Here is a 17,158-nt window from a genome sequence, read left to right as displayed (position 1 = left end):
CGGCCCGGTACGGGAATTGGGCAGAATCCTCCGGTGCCCGTCCACCAGATCACCGACCCCGACGACGACCGGATCGCCGACTACCGGGCGTTGACCGACGTCGAGCTGCGTACCCGCTGGGAGCCGCCACACGGACTCTTCATCGCCGAGGGGGAGCTGGTGCTGCGGCGGGCGCTGCGGGCCGGCTACCCGCCCCGGTCCTTCCTGGTCGACGCCAAGCGGGTCGACCAGCTCGCCGACCTGGACACCGGCGACGCCCCGGTCTACGCGGCCACGCCGGACGTGCTGGAACGGGCCACCGGCTTCCACGTGCACCGGGGGGTGCTCGCCTCGTTCCGCCGCCTGCCCCTGCCCAGCCCGGCCGAGCTGCTCGCCACCGCCAGGCGGGTGGTGATTCTGGAGGACGTCAACAACCACACCAACCTGGGGGCGATCTTCCGGGCGGTGGCCGCGCTCGGGGTGGACGGGGTGCTGCTCTCCCCGTCCTGCGCGGACCCGCTCTACCGGCGCAGCGTCCGGGTCAGCATGGGCGAGGTGTTCGCCGTGCCGTACGCCAAGCTGGAGCCCTGGCCGGACGGCCTGGCGCAGGTCCGCGCGGCCGGCTTCACGGTGCTGGCGATGACCCCCGCCCCGGACGCGGTGCCGATCCAGCGGCTCACCGCCGGGCAGCGCGCCCGTGCCGCGCTGCTGCTCGGCGCGGAGGGTCCCGGACTGAGCCGGGCCGCGCAGGCCGCCAGCGACGTCCGGGTGGTGATCCCGATGCGCCGCAACGTCGACTCGCTCAACGTCGCCGCCGCCACCGCCGTGGCCTGCTGGGAGTTGGGCCGCGACGACCCACTGTGAGCACGTCGGGCCTGGTCAACCGGGTAGGTCACGCACGGTAGCGTGTCGCCCGTGTTCCCTACCGTCCGTGAGGTGCTGGCGCTGGACCCGGTCCGGCACGGTGCGCCGCGCCTGGTCGCCGGGGAGAAGGCGGTGGACCGGCCGGTGCGCTGGGTGCACGTCGCCGAGGTGCCGGACATCGCCACCCTGCTGCGCGGCGGCGAACTGGTCCTCACCACCGGCATCGGACTGCCCGCCGACGACGCGGGGCTGCGCGCGTTCATCGAGACGCTCGCCGACGTCCGGGTTTCCGGCCTCGTCGTCGAGCTGGGCCGCCGCTACTTCGGCGGGGTGCCCCGGGCGATGGCCGCCGCCGCCGCGCGACGCGGACTGCCCCTGGTGGAGCTGCGCCGGGCCACGCCGTTCGTGCGGATCACCGAGGCCGTGCACGCGCTGATCGTCGACGCCCAGCTGCACGAGCTGCGCGCCACCGAGGAGATCCACCAGCGGTTCACCGAGCTGTCGGTCTCCGGGGCGGGACCGCAGGAGGTGGTCCGGCAGGCCGCCGAGCTGGCCGGCTGCCCGGTGGTGCTGGAGAACCTCGCCCGCCAGGTGCTCGCCTACGACCCGGCGGGGGAGAGCGCCGAACTGCTGCTCGACGGCTGGGAACAGCACTCCCGGCGGATCCAGCCGGCCGGGCGTACCGCGTACGACACGGACAGCGGCTGGCTGGTCACCACGGTCGGCGCGCGGGAACAGGACTGGGGACGGCTGCTGCTGCGCTGGCCGGGCCGGGAGGCGACCACCGCCCCGCCCGGCGGGACCACCCCGCCGACCCGGCTGACCATCCTGGTCGAACGGGCCGCCTCCACCCTGGCGCTCGGGCGGCTGATCCGCCGGGACGCCGAGGGGCTGGAACGGCAGCTGCACCGGACCCTGCTCACCGCCCTGCTCGACCACTCCCGGCCGGTGGACGAGGTGGCGCTGCGGGCCCGCGCGATCGGGGTGACCCTGGACCGGCGGCACCTGGTCGGCGTGGTGGTCCGGCACCGCGCCGACGACGGGGAGGACGGACCGGAGGAAACTGGCCCGGCGCGACTGCGGGACCTCGCCGAAGCGGTCGGCCAGGCGTTACGGGAAGCGAAGCTGACCGCGCTGACCAGCGCGCTGGACGACCAGGCGGTGGGAGCCCTGCTCGCGCTCGCCGACCCCGGCACCGAGGCGAAGGCGCTCGCCGCGTTCGCCGCCGCGCTGCGTCGGGTACGCGTCGACGCCCGTCCCGCCCCCGGCACGCCCGGCGCGGTGCTGGTGGCGGCCGGCTCCGGGGTGGGCAGCCTCCGGGAGGCCCACCGGTCGCTGGTCGAGGCGCGGCAGGTCGCCGACGCCGCCCGGCGGGACCGGCGGGACCTGCCGGTGTTCCGGCTGCCGCACGTCGGCCTCGCCGGGCTGTTGCACCTGCTGCGGGAGGACCCCCGGGTGCAGACCTTCGTGGAGCGGGAACTCGGGCCGCTGCTGGCGTACGACGCCCGCCATCCCCGGGACCAACTGCTCGGGACCCTGCGGGCCTACCTGGAGCAGGGCCGGAACAAGTCCGCGGCGGCGGTCGCCGCGCACCTGTCCCGGCCGGCGTTCTACGAGCGGCTGGCCCGGATCGCCCGGATCCTCGACGTCGACCTGGACTCGGTGGACGCCTGTCTCTCGCTGCACGTCGCCCTGCTCGCCCTGGACGCCGTCCGCGCCCGCTGACCGCCGGCCGACCCGTGTCGCCGGGTGGGGCGGATGGACGGCGGCGACACGCTCAGGGGGTCTGGTCACGCGCCGGGTAGCCGAGGACCTCCACGAGGTCGCCCGTCGCCGCGGTGAAGGCTTCGTAGAGTTCGTCGTCGAAGTGGTTGCGCCAGTCGCCGGCCTTGCCCTTCCGGTAGTGCGAGATCTGCCCCGCGCTCTCCCGGTCCTTCTTCATCTTCGAGAAGCTGTAGCGGGCGAGGAGGTCCTCCAGTTCGGACGTCGGCACGGTGATCCCGCAGTGCCGCAGCAACTGGTCCACTTCGTCTGTCTGCCGTTCGCCGGTCAGGTCCTCGTAACGGAACAGGCGGAAGGTCTCGGATTTCGGAGCGACCGCCCAGGACCGGAGCTGCTTGAAGGTGTATCTCTCGGAGAGGCGGTTGATGCAGTACAACAGCCCTTCCTTCATCGGCTTCTCGCGCAGGATCTTCCGGGCCTGCAGGATGTCGCCCATCGGGGCGTGCGAGTTCCTGAGGGAGAAGTAGCTGGAGATGACGACGTCGCGCGGGTCCCGGATCACGAAGAAAGCGCGGTAGGTGCCGGGTTTGACGATCTGCTCGAAGCGTGGATAGGAGTGGAAAAGGGCCAGGGCCGCGCGACCGCGCGGAACGACCGGCAGGGACCGGCGCTTGTAGAAACGCGGATCGTACGGCAGTAACCCGGAATGGCGGTAGACGGTGGGATCACTGAACAGGGCCTTGATCCATTGGCTGCCGGTCTTGTGCACCGTACAGTGGTAGACGTTGTCGTACTCGCACCGCGAGACCACCGGAACGGTGAGCCGCATTCTGCTGTTGCGGGCTTCGAGTTGTGCTCGTCGCGCCAGAATGCGCATCTGGTTGGGTGTGTGGTGCTTGGCGAACTCGACGGTTCTTTTGATCATCGCTTAAGCCTTATTCGTACCCGCGAAGCAGGGGATTTCCAGTTGTCGTACAGAGGGTCGTGTCGGTCGAAAACTCCAGGCTTCGCCTCTCCTCTCGGGGGCCGACATGACGCTAGGAATATCCCCGACGGCCCTATTGAAGTCAATCCCCGGTGGTGGGTGGCCGCACGCGCCGGCGGAGCCGGACCGGGGTCGGCTCCGACGTTCGGCAGCGCGGGTCAGGCCAGCGCGTCCAGGGCCTTGGCGTACGCCGGGGGGACGAAGTTCGGCCCGCCCGGGGTGAACACGTCGGAGTCCGCCGCCGCCGACCACGCGGTGTCCGGCACCGCCTCGACCAGAGCGCGGACCACCGGAGCGTCCCGCCACTGCTCCTGCCCGGCCAGCAGGCTCAACGCCACCACCGACTCCTCGACCTCGCCGACGCACTCGAACGGCTTGTGTCCGTCCACGCCGAGCAGTTCCCGGTAACCGGGTATCTGCGTGTCGTCGGCGAGCAGGTCGCCGCCGAAGATGTGGGTGATCCGCTCACGGGGCATGAACGGGGCGAGGGCGAGGAAGACGAACCGGCACTTCGGGCAGTCCCGGCACCAGCGGGCGCTCGGGTCGTGCAGCTTGAACGCCGCGTTGCAGCTGGTCACCACGTCGTCGTACCGGGTGAAGGCGGCGAAGAGACGGGCGATGTGCAGCTCCGACAGGGAGCGCAGCAGCGAGAAGTACGGCTCGGTGAGCCCGGCGTGCTCGGCGAGCGCGGCCCGCAGCAGCCCCTCTGCCTCGACGCCCTTGGACCACTGGTGGTTGATCTCGTGACCGTTCCAGATGAGGTTCGGGTCGGAGGCGGAGCGCTCGTTGGACATCACCACCGGCCCGAGCCCGTGCAGCACGGCGGTGGCCACGGCGATCAGCGAGTTGATCGCGGTGACCGGGATGTGCCCGTTGAGCGCGCCGGCCTTGTTGAGGGCGAACAGCTCCGGGTCGAGCCGCCGCCGGGCGGCGAGCGGGGTCAGCCCGGACGCCGCGTTCACCGCGTCGATCACGTGGTTCGGGTTGACCGAGAAGGGCACCGGTTCCATGCCGGCCCGGCGCAGTGCCTCCAGGCTGACGATGGAGTCCTTGCCGCCGCCCACCGCCGAGAGGGGACGCCGGTCGGTGGTGTCCACCGGGGCCGCCGGGGGCACCGAGCCGGTCGGGATCTCCGGGGTCAGCTCCAGCACGTGCGGCAGCTGGTTGCGGTAGGCGTACTCGGCGAGGCCGTGGGTGTAGACGGCGGTGAGCCAGCCGGCGGCGGCCGAACCGAGCGGCGCGGGCGCGACCAGGCGGGGCGGGGCGGCGGCCTTGTAGTAGCTCACCCCGGCGGCCAGGTGCAGCAGGTCCAGCACCCGGTCGAGGGTGGCGAGGGTGGCCTGCGACGGCGGCTCGGGCGGTGGCGGAAGGGTGATCACCTCGGTGAACCGCCGCTCACCGTCCGGGCCGGTAAGCGCGTAGTCGAGACGCACCTCGCCGGTGGCCGGGTCGATCGAGCGGGCCGGGAAGGTGAAGGCGTCCATCCGCCGGAGCTGTTCGTTGGGCACACGCCATACTAGGCCGTGACAAATGAGCCCGTACCCGGCTGGAGGAGATCCCCTGTGCGCCTGTCTGACCTGCGCGGACGGTCCGTCGCTGTCTGGGGCACCGGCCGGGAGGGGCGGGCCGCGGTGACCGCCGTCGCGGCGCACGGCCCGGCGGCGCTGGTCGCCGTCGACGACAGCGCGAACTTCCTGTCGCTGGACTGGTCCGGGCCGCTGGCCGAGGCCGCGCCGTTGGTCACCGGGGAGGAGGGCTTCGCCCGGCTGGCCGCCGCCGACGTGGTGGTCCGCTCGCCGGGGGTGCCGCAGACCCACCCGTGGCTGGTCGAGCTGCGCCGTCGGGGCGTGACCGTGACCGGCGGCAGCGCCCTCTGGATGGCCGACCACGCCGCCCGCACCGTCGGGGTCACCGGCAGCAAGGGCAAGAGCACCACGTCCAGTCTGATCTCCCACCTGCTCACCGCGCTCGGCCGGCCGAACGTGTTCGGCGGCAACATCGGGGTGCCCCTGCTCGACCTGCCGGAGGCCGAGCTGTACGTGTTGGAACTGTCCAGCTACCAGTGCAGCGACCTGACCGACTCGCCCCGGGTGGCGGTGGTCACCGCGCTGTTCCCGGAGCACCTGGACGCGCACGGCGGTGAGCGGGAGTACTACCGGGACAAGCTCAACCTGCTCGCCCACGACCCGGAGACGGTGGTGGTCAACGGCACCGACGAGCGGCTCGCCGCCGAGCTGGGCGACCGTCCGGCGGTCCGCGCCGGCCGTCCCGACGGCTTCCACGTCGCCCCCGGCCCGGACGGCGAGCCGTGGTTCCACGCCGCCGACCGACCGCTCTTCGTCCGTACGACGCTGCCGCTGGTCGGCGCGCACAACGCCGGCAACCTCTGCGTGGCCCTGGCGGTGCTCGACGCGCTCGGCGTGGACGTGCCTTCCCGGTCCGACGAGGTCGCGGCGGCGGTCACCGCGTTCCAGGGGCTCGCCCACCGGCTCACCGAGATCGCCGACCCGTCGGGGCTGACCTTCGTCGACGACACCCTCGCCACCAGCCCGTACGCGGCGATGCACGCGATCGACGCGTACGCCGCCCGGCCGTTGACGGTGATCGTCGGGGGCACCGACCGGGGGCTGGACTACACCCCGCTCCGGGAGCACCTGGCCGACCGGGAGATCACCGTGATCGGCATCCCGGACAGCGGTCCCCGGATCGTCGAGGCCCTCGCCGGGCTGCCCCGGGTGCGTACCGAACTCGCCGACGACCTGGTCGCGGCGGTCCGGCTGTCCCGCAAGCTCACCCCCGCCGACGGGGTGGTGCTGCTCTCCCCGGCCGCGCCGAGCTACGGCCGGTTCCGCAACTTCGAGCACCGCTCCGAGGTGTTCGCCGAGGCCGTCCGGGACACCGCCTGACCTGCCCTTCCGGCCCGCCGGCATGATGGGCACCGCCGGGCGCGGGGCGACCCGGCGGGAAGGGGAACGGCGTGGGCGTCGCGGTGGTCGACCAGGAGTGGCCGAAGGCCCGGCGGGCGGTGCTGGCCGACGCGGCCGGGGTGGGGGTCGCGGTCGGTGCGCTGGGACTGTCGTTCGGGGCCCTGGCGGTGGTGTCCGGGTTCTCGGTGTGGCAGGCGTGCGCACTGTCGCTGTTGATGTTCTCCGGGGCGTCCCAGTTCGCGGTGATCGGTGTGCTGGCGGCCGGCGGTGGGGCGTTCACCGGAGCGGCCACCGCCACGCTGCTGGGGGTGCGCAACGCCCTCTACGGGCTCAACCTCTCGTCGCTGCTGCGGGTGCGCGGCCTGCGCCGGCTGTTCGGCGCGCAGCTCGTCGTCGACGAGAGTTCGGCGATGGCGCTGGTCCGGGACGATCCCCGGCAGGCCCGGCTGGCGTTCTGGGCCACCGGCACCTCGGTCTTCGTGTTCTGGAACGTGGCCACCCTGGTCGGGGCGTTCGGCGCGCAGGTGCTGCCCGACCCGGAGGCGCTCGGACTCGACGTCGCCGCCCCGGCGGCGTTCCTCGCCCTGCTCATGCCCCGGCTGCGCGACCGGCGGCTCTGGGCGGTCGCCGTCGCCGCCGCCGCGACGGCGCTGCTCACCGTGCCGGTGCTGCCCGCCGGTCTCCCGGTCCTGGCCGCCGGACTGGTCGCGGTGGTGGTGGCCCTGCGCGGCCGACGCGACCGCCCCGGTGCCGGCCACCGGTGGGGACGGTGACCGCTGATGTGGACCGCGATCCTGCTCGGCACCCTCGGCGTCTACCTGCTCAAGCTCGTCGGCCTGGCCGTGCCCCGGTCGGTGCTGGAGAAACCCCAGGTGGAGGAGGCCTCGGCGCTGTTGCCCGTGGCCCTGTTGGCGGCCCTCGTCGCGGTGCAGACCTTCGCCACCGGGTCGCACCTGGCGCTGGACGCCCGGGCGGCCGGGTTCGCCGTCGCCCTGGTGGCCGTGCTGCTGCGCGCGCCCTTCCTGCTGGTGGTCGCTCTCGGCGCGGGCACCGCCGCCCTGCTGCGTCTGCTCACCTGACCGGGACGACGGCCGGCCGGGGACGCCCGGCCGGCGGTGGCCGGCGTCCGCCCGGGTCAGTCCGCCGCCCGTCGGCGTCCGCCGGGGCCAGGGCGCTGCCCGTCGGCGTCCGCCCGGGTCAGGGCCCGTCGGCGGGGTCGACTCCGGTCCGGGTGCCCGTTGCCGGGATCAGCTCGGGTCAGGGCGTGGCGGCCGGCGTCAGCTCGGCGACGATCTCGTCGTCCTCGGTGTCGCCGGTCGGCCGGAAGCCGGCCGCCTCGTAGAGCCGCCGGGCCGGGGCGTTCTCCGGGTGGTACGACAGCCGGATCGCCCGGCATCCCGGCTGCCCCGCCAGCCAGGCCGTGACGGTCCGCAGCAGGGCCGACCCGAGTCCCCGGCCCTGCTCGGCGGCGTCGACGACCATGCCGCCGAGCCAGTACGAGCCGTCCTCGTCCACGCCCCACATCACGTGCCCGACGACGGTGTCGTCGGCGTGGACCGCCAGGGACGTCCACACGTCCTCACGCGTGGACAGCAGCAGGTAACGGGCGGCCAGGGCGGCGACGAACCGGCGTTGGTCGTCACGGGGCGCGACGTCGGCGACGGCACGCCAGTTGCCGTCGTCCACCTCACGCAGGGTGACGAGTCGTCCGGTCCGGTCGCGGATTCCGTGGTCGATCACCGGCAGATGGTAGGCCGGACCGGGTTCGACCACGAGCGGTTTCCGACGCCCTGCGCGGGCGGCGGATCGGCGCGCGTCCGTCGGCGTCGACGGGCGTGTCCAGCCCTGATCGACTCGCGCTGCGGCATGTCGGGGTGTCCGGCCGGGCGGATGCCCCGACCTGCCGCACCTTGAGTTGATCAGCGGGGCGAGCCGGGCGGCGTCGGTCCGCGTGTGCCGGGCCATTCCCGCAGCAGCCGCAGGACACCCGCCCCGGCCACGTAGGCCACCAGCGCCGGGACCGGCAGCCCGAGCGGTTCGGCGGCGTGGCGGGGGGTCACCGCGTTGACCGCGAGCGCGGCGACCACGGCGACGAAGCCCGCCACCGCGAGGCCGGCGCGGATCCGGGGCGGTGGGTGCCGGCGGGCCGGCGGCCGGTCCGGGGAACCCGGTCCGGCACCCGGGTCCCGGGGCCCTGGTCCGTCGCGCCGCTCCGGGGGACGCGGCCGGGCCGTCGGTTCGCGCCGCACTGGCCGCCGCCCGGTGGAGGCCCGCACTGGCCGCCGCCCGGTGCGGGCCTCCACCGGGCCGAAGACCGCGACCAGCACCGCCAGCACCGCCGAGAGCATCAGCAGCCACGGCACCCGCCAGGCGAACCAGGCCGGTGAGCCCACCGGCGGGGTGGGCAGCAGATCCACCGCGTCGAGGCCGCCGACCAGCAGGATCGCCGCGCTCAGGTGCCAGAGGAAGACGGTCAGCACCACCGCGTTGACCGCGATCACCGCCTGCCAGGGGCCGGGGCGGCGCAGCCAGCGCTCGGCCGGGTCGCGGAGCACCATGACCAGGCCGACCTGGGCGGTGGCCAGGACGAGCAGCGCCAGGCTCGGCGGCGCGGCGTTGTCCAGCCGCTCACCCGGGATATTGATCATGCTGACCGGGTACGGGCCGACGGTGGTCAGGGCCACCAGCGTGGCCACCCCGCCGAGCAGCAGCGTCCACCCGAGCCGTCGGGTCGGTGGGAACCGGAGACCGACGCCACGGCGGGCGTCGTACCAGGCGTAGCCGAGCTGGTGCACGGCGAGCCAGCCGAACAGGTAGTTGCCGACCGCGAGTCCGGGCCGGTCGGCGAGCCGGGCCAGGTCGCCGAGACCGACCAGGGCCGCCATCACCACCGGCACGGCCAGCCCGTACCGCCGGTGCAGGGCGTAGGTGAGCGGGGTCAGCGGGACGACGAGCAGGTAGGCGGCGAGGAACCACAGCGGCACGGTGGCGAACCAGACCACGGTACGGGTCAGCGACGGATCGACCCCGGCCAGGCGGGCGACCAGCGCGCCGGCGGCGAGCACCAGAACGAGGACGGTGGTCGGCCGGACCAGCCGGGCGCTGCGGTCGAGCAACCAGTCGGCGGCGTCCCCGCCCCGGGCGCGTCGGGCGGCCAGCGAGGCGGCGTTGGCGAACCCGCCCACGACGAAGAAGACCGGCATCACCTGGACCAGCCAGGTCAGCGGGTACGCCCAGGGCAGGTCGGGCAGGGCGGAGCGTCCGGTCGGCCGTCCGGCCGCGTCGTGTCCGATGACGGCGACGGTCCAGTGCCCGAGGACGACGGCGGTGATCGCCACCGCGCGGAGCAGGTCGACGTACCGTTCCCGGTCGGCCGGCGTCCGCTCGGCGAGCTGCCGGAGGCGGCGCATGGCGTCAGGCTATGCCACCGGGGCGGACCCGGCAGCCCGGTCGAGGTCGCCGGCCGGGGCGCGGATGGTCCGTCGAGGCGGAGGGCCCGGCCGAGATCCTCGACGATCCGGTCAGGCCGCCGGTGGCACCAGCAGCGCGTGCAGCGCGGCCGGATCCGTCGCCCCGGGCAGGTCGCGGGCGGCGAGCCAGGCTGCTGCCGCCGCGCCGTCGCCGGCCCGCCGCAGGGGCGCGTGCGGCCATCGGCGGCGCAGTTCGGCCTGGAGCGCGGTGGCCAGCGGGGTGTCCCCGGTGAGCAGCCCGCCGCCGAGGACGATCGGGTCGCCTGCGTCCGGTGGGCGGATCCGGGAGGCGCTCTCCGCGAGGTGTCCGGCGGCCTCGCCGACGATGGCGGCGGCGGTGGGCTCGTCCTGGCGGGCGGCGTCGACGACCAGCGGGGCCAGCCGGGCCAGCTCGACCGGGGAGCGTCGGGTGACCGCCTGGACCAGCGCGTCGACGGTGTCCCGGGGGCGGGGGGCGATCTCGGCGTGCCCGAGCAGTTCGGTGAGGACGCGGGCGCCGAGCGGTCCGGGCCGGTGGGCATGGTCCAGGTCGGCCAGCACCCGCCGGACCGCCTCGCGGCCCAGCCAGAAGCCGGAGCCGGCGTCGCCCAGCAGCCAGCCGTGTCCGTCGGCGATCCGGTCCAGTTCCAGTCCGCGTACCTGGGCGGCGACGGCTCCGGTCCCGGCGATCAGGACGGTGCCGTCCGGGGCGGGGGTGCCGGAGGCGTAGGCGACCAGGGCGTCCTTCTGCACCGTGTACGGGCAGCGCAGGCCGGCGTCGTGCCAGGCCCGGTCGAAGGCGGCCCGGCCGGCGGGGTCGGCGAGGAGCCGGCCCGCCCCGGCCAGCCCGATCACCCCGGCGGCGACCCGGGCGGGGTCGACGTCGGTGAGCGCCGCGCGCAGGGCGGTGCGGAGTTCGGTGGCGGCCCGCTCGGCGCCGTGGCTGGTGGGGTTGCCGCCCCCGGCGCGGCCGGTGCCGAGCCGTTCCCCGGTGGTGGTGACGACCGCGGCCCGGGTGGAGGTGCCGCCGACGTCCAGGCCGACCACGATGCTGCCGGACATGCCGTTGAACCTCCCGGGGGATCGTCGCTGCGGCGATTCATGCTGGTCGACCCGGGTGCGCCTGGCAAGGTCAAGTCGGACCACGGAGGGTGTGGCCCGGGTAACAGTTTGAAAACTTCGCCCACGGACTTGACACGGAGGGCCCTTCAGTAAGAACTTTTACCACTAACGGTTAACACTCTTTTCAGAAAGGCGGACCCCGATGGTCGGTCACGAGGTGGACACCACCGCGGCTGCGGTGGTCCACACCGACGGGCCCGACCGCCGGGTCCCGCTCGGGGTCGCCTCCGACGGTGTGCTGGCCCGCGTCCGTGCCGGCGCGGGCGAGCTGACCGGGGCGCTGCGCCGGGTCGCCGAGCACGTGCTCAGCGACCCGGAGGCGGCGGCCCGGGCCACCATCGTGGAACTCGCCGAACGCAGCGGCACCTCACCGGCCACGGTCACCCGGTTCTGCCGGGCGATGGGCTTCGAGGGCTACGCCGACCTGCGGCTCGGTATCGCCGCCGAGACCGGTCGGTCCCGTTCCGCCGGCTGGACCGTCGACATCGGTCGGGAGATCCAGCCGGGCGACCCGCTCGAACGGGTGCTCGGGCAGATCATGGCCGCCGACACCCGGGCCATGCACGACACCGCCGCCCTGCTCGACCTGGCCGAGGTGGAACGCGCCGCCGTCGCCATCGCCGGGGCCGACCGGGTGAACATCTTCGGGGCCAGCGGCAGCGCGCTGGTCGGCGAGGAGATGCAGTTCAGCCTGCACCGCATCGGCGTGGCCGCGTGGGCCTGGAACGACGTGCACGAAGGGCTGGCCAGTGCCGCGCTGCTGCGCCCCGGCGACGTGGCGCTGGGCATCTCGCACACCGGGCAGACCCGGGAGACCATCGAGATGCTCGCCGAGGCGGGCAGCCGGGGCGCGACCACCGTCGCGCTGACCGGTTTCCCCCGCTCGCCCCTGGCCGAACTGGCCGACGTCGTGCTCCTCACGGCCAGCCAGGCCACCACCTTCCGTCCCGACGCGTTGTCCGCCCGCCACCCCCAGCTCGTCGTGCTCGACCTGCTCTACGTGGCGGTCGCGCAACGCACCCACGACCGCGCCCACGCGGCGTTCCGGCGTACCGCGCAGGCGGTCGACGGGCACAAGGCCGCGCGGGGAGCCCTGCCATGACCCACGTCCGGTGGACCACCGGGCATGTCCGCCGCACCGGCTGACCCGATCCACCGGGCCGCCGACGGTCCGTCACCCGGCCCGATCCGACCCGCACGCCAGGCCCGATCCGACTTTCACGTCAAGGAGAGACGACGATGTCCGTTACCCCCGAGCTCCCGGCCGACCTGAGCCGTCGTACCGTGCTGCGCCGCGCCGCCGCCGTGGGCCTGCTGGCCACCCCGGCCGTCGGGCTGCTCAGCGGCTGCGTCGGCGGCGGCGACGACGAGCCGGTCGAGCAGGCCGCCGGCGAGAAGTCGGCCACCAACCCGCTGGGTGTCAAGGAGGACGCCCCGCTGGAGGTGGTCATCTTCAACGGCGGGCTGGGCACCAAGTACGCCACCGACGTGCACATCCCGTCGTACAAGAAGGCGTTCCCCTCCGCCGAGGTGAAGCACTCGGCGACCGAGGAGGTCGGCACCGTCCTCCAGCCCCGGTTCACCAGCAACACCCCGCCGGACATGGTCAACAACGCCGGCTCGAAGCTGATGGACCAGGGCGCGCTGGTGCAGGCCGGCCAGGTGCAGGACCTGACCGAGCTCTACGACGCCCCGTCGCTGGACGACCCGTCGAAGAAGGTGCGGGACCTGCTCATCCCGGGCACCGTCGAGCAGGGCACCTTCAACGGCAAGCCGTACGTGCTGAACTACGCGTTCACCGTCTTCGGCCTCTGGTACGACGGCGCGCTGTTCGAGAAGAACGGCTGGACCGCGCCGAAGACCTGGGCCGACTTCACCGCGCTCTGCGACAAGATCAAGGCCGCCGGGATCACGCCGTACTCGTACGCCGGCGCGAACGCCGCCTACTACCAGTACCTCGTCCTGCTCACCAGCGCCGCCAAGATCGGCGGTCCGGACGTGCTGAAGAACATCGACAACCTGGAGGACGGCGCCTGGCAGGCCGAGCCGGTCAAGCAGGCCGCCGCCGCGTGGGCCGAGATCGGCGCGAAGTACGGCAACAAGGCGCACCTGGGCCTCAAGCACACCGAGGTCCAGCTCCAGCAGAACCAGGGCAAGGTGGCGTTCTACCCGAGCGGCTCCTGGCTGGAGAACGAGCAGGCCAAGGACACCCCGCCCGGCTTCAAGTACGCGGTGACGCCGGTGCCGAGCGTGACCGCCTCGGACGCGCTGCCGCCGACCGCGATCTACGCGGCGGCCGGCGAGATGTACTTCGTCGCCGCCAAGGGCAAGAACCCGCGCGGCGGCATGGAGTACCTGCGGCACATGCTCTCCAAGGCCGGCGCGAAGGGCTTCACCGAGCTGACCAAGGTGCTCACCGTGGTCCAGGGCGCGGTCGACGGCGTCGACATCTCGCCCGGTCTGACCAGCGGCAACGCCATGCTGGCGGCGGCCGGCAAGGACTACTTCAGCTACCGCTTCGACGCCTGGTACAAGAAGCTCGACGACGAGGCCCGCGCCGCGACCAACGAGCTGATGTTCTCCGGGGGCACCGCGCAGAAGTTCTGCGACCGGATGCAGAAGGTCGCCGACGCGGTCAAGAAGGACTCCTCCATCGAGAAGTTCAAGCGCTGATCCGGGCGTAGCGAGGCGAGCGGAGACGAGACAACCATGCGGCATGGCAGGTACCCGTTCATCATCGGCTTCCTGGCGGCGCCGGTCGCGATCTACGTGACCTTCGTCCTGGGGCCGTACGCCCAGGCCTTCTACCTGGCCCTCACCAACTGGCGGGGGGTCAGCGCGAACCCGGAGTTCGTCGGTCTGGAGAACTTCACCCGACTCCTGGACGACGACGTCTTCTGGAAGGCCATCCGGCACCACGGGCTCCTGCTGCTCGCCCTGCCGCTGCTCACGATCCTCCTCGCGCTCTTCTTCGCCTTCATGCTCAACGTGGGCGGGGGGAGCCGGGGCGGCGTGATGACCGGGGTCTGGGGGTCGAAGTTCTACCGGGTGGTGTTCTTCTTCCCCCAGGTCCTGGCGGTGGTCATCGTCGGGGTCATCTTCAGCCGGGTGTACGCCCCGGACGACAGCGGCCTGGTCAACGGGGCGCTGGGCGCGGTCGGCATCGACCCGGTGCTCTTCATGGCCGACCCGGACATCGCGCTCTGGTCGATCATCGCGGTGCTGGTCTGGCAGGCGGTCGGCTTCTACGTGGTGCTCTTCAGCGCCGGCATGTCCTCGGTGCCGAAGGACATCTACGAGGCGGCCACCATCGACGGGGCCGGACGGACGGCGATGTTCTTCAAGGTGACCCTGCCGCTGCTCTGGGACACCCTCCAGGTGGCCTGGGTCTACCTGGGCATCGCCGCCTTCGACGCCTTCGCCATCGTGCAGGTGCTCTCCGTCGACCAGGGCGGCCCGGACGGGGCCACCACCGTGCTCGGCATGGAGATCTACCGCAACGCGTTCAGCTACTCCCAGTTCGGCTACGCCTCGGCGATGGGCGTGGCGCTGTTCTTCCTGACGATCACGTTCGCCGCGCTCACCCTGCGCGTCAGCAAGCGTGACACGATCGAGCTGTAGAGGCGGCACCGATGACGACGGAGATCGCACCCAGCGCCCCGGCCGCCCCGGTCGGGTCCGCCCCGGGGGGCCGTAAGCACACCGCCGCCCGTCGGCAGCGCTCCGAGGTGGGACTGCTGACCGGGCTGGGCCACCTGGCCCTGCTGGTCTGGGCGATCCTGGTGATCGCCCCGCTGCTCTGGACGATCCTCGCCTCGTTCAAGAGCAACACCGAGATCTTCCTCGGCAACCCGTTCGCGCTGCCCGACGCGTTCAACTTCGACAGCTACGCCCGGGCGTGGAGCGAGGCGAACGTCGGGCGGTACTTCCTCAACAGCGTCTTCGTGGTGACGCTGAGCACCAGCGGCACCATGCTGCTCGGGGCGATGGCCGCGTACGTGCTGGCCCGCTACCCGTTCCCGGGCAACCGGGTCATCTACTACCTGTTCGTCTCCGGCCTGGCGTTCCCGGTCTTCCTCGCCCTGGTGCCGCTCTTCCTGGTGGTCAACAACCTCGGGCTGCTGAACACGTACACCGGGCTGATCCTGGTCTACATCGCGTACTCGCTGCCGTTCACGGTGTTCTTCCTGGCCGCGTTCTTCAAGACGTTGCCGAACTCGGTGGCCGAGGCCGCGATGATCGACGGGGCCTCGCACACCCGGCTGTTCTTCCAGGTCATGATGCCGATGGCCCGGCCGGGGCTGGTCAGCATCGCGATCTTCAACGTGATCGGCCAGTGGAACCAGTACCTGCTGCCGGTGGCGCTGATGCAGGGCGAGGGGGCGGACCGCAAGTGGGTGCTCACCCAGGGCATCGCCAGCATCTCCACCTCCGCCGGCTACCAGGCCGACTGGGCGGCGCTCTTCGCGGCGCTCACCCTCTCCATCCTGCCGATGATCATCGTGTACGCGTTCTTCCAGCGACAGATCCAGTCCGGCCTCACCGCCGGGGCGGTCAAGTAGCCCACCGTGGTCGCGTCGGCGGCTGCCCGACCCCCGTCAGGTAGCCCCGCGCGGCCCGCGCCGCCGCACAGTCGGCCACCCGGCAGATCCGGCAGCGCCCGTCGTCGCCGGGCCGGTGGTCGCGCAGGATCCACCGCGCCGACAATATGAGCCGATTCTGAATCTGGGCGGGGGAGAGCGACGCGCCGGTCATCGCCCGGTGAGCCCGACCGCCGTGGCCAGTCGCGCGACATCGGCCGGCACCGGCCCGCCACGCGTGAGTTCCCGGAGCACGGTACGCCCGGCGGGGCGTGTACGGACCTCGGCCGGTGCGGTCCGGTCCGCCTCGATCAGCGTCCGGCAGGCCCCGTCCAGGTCCCCGGTCAGCAGGTACGCCCGTGCGGCGTTGAGCAGGTGCGCCGCGCGGTGCTCGGCGGACAGCCGTCGCCAGGACTCGCGGGTGATCACCTGTTCGTGGCGGACGACCGCCTCGGCGCTTCGCCCCAGCTCAACGGCGGCCACGACCCGGGCCAGTTCCACCGTGGTCGAATCGAAGACGATCCAGTGCTGACCAGGCCCGTCGCCGACCTGTTCGGCGATCTCGGCGGCCTGGTCGACCAACTCCCGGACGCTTGGTGCGTCGCCGCAGGACGCGGCGGCGAGTGCGGCCTGGAGCAGCAGCGCTCCGCAGACGGCGAGTTCGTCGTGCGGACCGTCATGGGGCACGGCGGGAGCGATGCGGTGGGCCGCGGCGATCGTCGCGGCCATCGCGAGCCGACCCCTGCCGATGGCGCGTAGTGCCTCGCCGAGCTGGATCGTGCTGGTGGCGATGAGCAGCGACTGGTCGGCGGCGGCCACGGCACGGTCGGCGGCGAGCCAGGCCAGGCCACCCTCACCGCATTTCACCAGCACCGACGCGGTGACCCGGTACACCTGCACCAGCAGCGCGGTCGCGTCCCCGGCGTAGTGGGCGCGCTGGGCGTCGACGATCAGGGCGGGCAGCGTCCGCAGCAGTTGCGGGTATCGGGCGTGCCGGTAGGTCAACCAGGCGTGCTCCACGCTCCGGGCCAGTTCCGTAGGCGGCGACATCGGACCGGCACCCGGCTCGCTCAGGGCGGCGTCGTATCGGGCGAGGGCCGCGCGGACCCCGTCCACCCCGGCACTCGCGCCGTTCGCCCCGACCGACGGGGTGGCTTCCCGGCCGAGCAGCACCAGCGGATCGACGCGGAGGACTGCGGCGACTTCCTGGATCACCGAGAACCGGTCCAGAGTACGGACGCCTCGCTCCACCTTGTCGACCCAGCTCGCAGACTTGCCCAACCGGTCGGCGAACACCTGCTGCGTCATGCCCCGCCGCGTCCGCCACTGCGCCACCCGGCGTCCGATCGGCAAGCCGCTTCCCGCCACGCCGTCACCGCCGATCTGCTGGTTCGTCGACTGGTCGGAAGGGATCGCCAAGGAATGCGTCGTTCATTGCGGTCACCTTTCGACGGGCGGTGCCGGCCCCGGAGTGTCCCGGTCCCGAGCCGGACCGCTGCGACTCTGGTCCTCGTTCACGAAACCCCAACT

General features: G+C 73.0%; 15 protein-coding genes. 9 read left to right on the top strand and 6 right to left on the bottom strand.

What is annotated here, in order from left to right:
• Positions 1-15: 15 nt before the first annotated feature.
• Complete coding sequence (locus QSK20_RS00310; protein WP_285787158.1) at positions 16-843, top strand: TrmH family RNA methyltransferase; 828 nt, start codon at positions 16-18, stop codon at positions 841-843.
• 51 nt (positions 844-894) lie between these two features.
• Positions 895-2,568, top strand: coding sequence for a PucR family transcriptional regulator (locus QSK20_RS00305; protein ID WP_502888816.1), 1,674 nt, complete (start codon positions 895-897; stop codon positions 2,566-2,568).
• 52 nt (positions 2,569-2,620) lie between these two features.
• Here QSK20_RS00305 and QSK20_RS00300 read toward each other — a convergent pair whose 3' ends face one another.
• Together QSK20_RS00300 and QSK20_RS00295 are read right to left on the bottom strand one after the other, a co-directional pair.
• Positions 2,621-3,490 (bottom strand): sulfotransferase domain-containing protein, encoded by an 870-nt coding sequence (locus QSK20_RS00300; RefSeq protein ID WP_285786526.1) that lies wholly within the window; start codon positions 3,488-3,490, stop codon positions 2,621-2,623.
• Positions 3,491-3,708: 218 nt separating this feature from the next.
• Positions 3,709-5,058, bottom strand: coding sequence for a MurL-like N-terminal domain-containing (locus QSK20_RS00295; RefSeq protein WP_285786525.1), 1,350 nt, complete (start codon positions 5,056-5,058; stop codon positions 3,709-3,711).
• A gap of 54 nt (positions 5,059-5,112) precedes the next feature.
• Here QSK20_RS00295 and murD point away from each other — a divergent pair, with 54 nt between their 5' ends.
• The 3 genes from murD to QSK20_RS00280 all read left to right on the top strand — a co-directional run bounded on the left by murD (position 5,113) and on the right by QSK20_RS00280 (position 7,556).
• Entirely contained in the window at positions 5,113-6,456 is a 1,344-nt protein-coding gene (gene murD, locus QSK20_RS00290; RefSeq protein WP_285786524.1) for a UDP-N-acetylmuramoyl-L-alanine--D-glutamate ligase, read from the top strand.
• 71 nt (positions 6,457-6,527) lie between these two features.
• Positions 6,528-7,250 carry an AzlC family ABC transporter permease gene (locus QSK20_RS00285; protein ID WP_285786523.1) on the top strand — a complete coding sequence of 241 codons (723 nt, stop codon included), beginning with the start codon at positions 6,528-6,530 and terminating at the stop codon, positions 7,248-7,250.
• A 6-nt stretch (positions 7,251-7,256) separates the two neighbouring features.
• Positions 7,257-7,556, top strand: coding sequence for an AzlD domain-containing protein (locus QSK20_RS00280; RefSeq protein WP_088983139.1), 300 nt, complete (start codon positions 7,257-7,259; stop codon positions 7,554-7,556).
• 178 nt (positions 7,557-7,734) lie between these two features.
• Here QSK20_RS00280 and QSK20_RS00275 read toward each other — a convergent pair whose 3' ends face one another.
• The 3 genes from QSK20_RS00275 to QSK20_RS00265 all read right to left on the bottom strand — a co-directional run bounded on the left by QSK20_RS00275 (position 7,735) and on the right by QSK20_RS00265 (position 10,988).
• Complete coding sequence (locus QSK20_RS00275) at positions 7,735-8,217, bottom strand: GNAT family N-acetyltransferase (RefSeq protein ID WP_285786522.1); 483 nt, start codon at positions 8,215-8,217, stop codon at positions 7,735-7,737.
• A gap of 179 nt (positions 8,218-8,396) precedes the next feature.
• Positions 8,397-9,887 (bottom strand): acyltransferase family protein, encoded by a 1,491-nt coding sequence (locus tag QSK20_RS00270; protein ID WP_285786521.1) that lies wholly within the window; start codon positions 9,885-9,887, stop codon positions 8,397-8,399.
• Positions 9,888-9,998: 111 nt separating this feature from the next.
• Complete coding sequence (locus QSK20_RS00265) at positions 9,999-10,988, bottom strand: N-acetylglucosamine kinase (protein ID WP_285786520.1); 990 nt, start codon at positions 10,986-10,988, stop codon at positions 9,999-10,001.
• A 202-nt stretch (positions 10,989-11,190) separates the two neighbouring features.
• Between QSK20_RS00265 and QSK20_RS00260 the strand changes: the two genes are divergently transcribed.
• The 4 genes from QSK20_RS00260 to QSK20_RS00245 all read left to right on the top strand — a co-directional run bounded on the left by QSK20_RS00260 (position 11,191) and on the right by QSK20_RS00245 (position 15,610).
• The gene (locus QSK20_RS00260) at positions 11,191-12,150 is read left to right on the top strand and encodes a MurR/RpiR family transcriptional regulator (protein WP_088983142.1); all 960 of its coding nucleotides are present in this window, start codon (positions 11,191-11,193) and stop codon (positions 12,148-12,150) included.
• A gap of 137 nt (positions 12,151-12,287) precedes the next feature.
• The gene (gene ngcE / locus QSK20_RS00255) at positions 12,288-13,721 is read left to right on the top strand and encodes an N-acetylglucosamine/diacetylchitobiose ABC transporter substrate-binding protein (RefSeq protein WP_285786519.1); all 1,434 of its coding nucleotides are present in this window, start codon (positions 12,288-12,290) and stop codon (positions 13,719-13,721) included.
• A gap of 36 nt (positions 13,722-13,757) precedes the next feature.
• Positions 13,758-14,669: a carbohydrate ABC transporter permease gene (locus QSK20_RS00250; protein WP_285786518.1), complete on the top strand. Its 912-nt coding sequence runs from the start codon at positions 13,758-13,760 to the stop codon at positions 14,667-14,669.
• 11 nt (positions 14,670-14,680) lie between these two features.
• Positions 14,681-15,610: a carbohydrate ABC transporter permease gene (locus QSK20_RS00245; protein WP_285786517.1), complete on the top strand. Its 930-nt coding sequence runs from the start codon at positions 14,681-14,683 to the stop codon at positions 15,608-15,610.
• 189 nt (positions 15,611-15,799) lie between these two features.
• On the opposite strand, the gene QSK20_RS00235 is transcribed toward QSK20_RS00245, so the two are convergent.
• A complete protein-coding gene (locus tag QSK20_RS00235) occupies positions 15,800-17,047 on the bottom strand; it encodes a helix-turn-helix domain-containing protein (protein ID WP_285786515.1) in 1,248 nt (415 codons plus the stop codon).
• Positions 17,048-17,158: the final 111 nt, after the last annotated feature.

It is taken from the genome of Micromonospora sp. NBRC 101691 (genome assembly GCF_030269285.1).
Lineage (GTDB): Bacteria > Actinomycetota > Actinomycetes > Mycobacteriales > Micromonosporaceae > Micromonospora > Micromonospora echinospora.
This window is presented reverse-complemented; position numbering and strand designations above follow the sequence as displayed.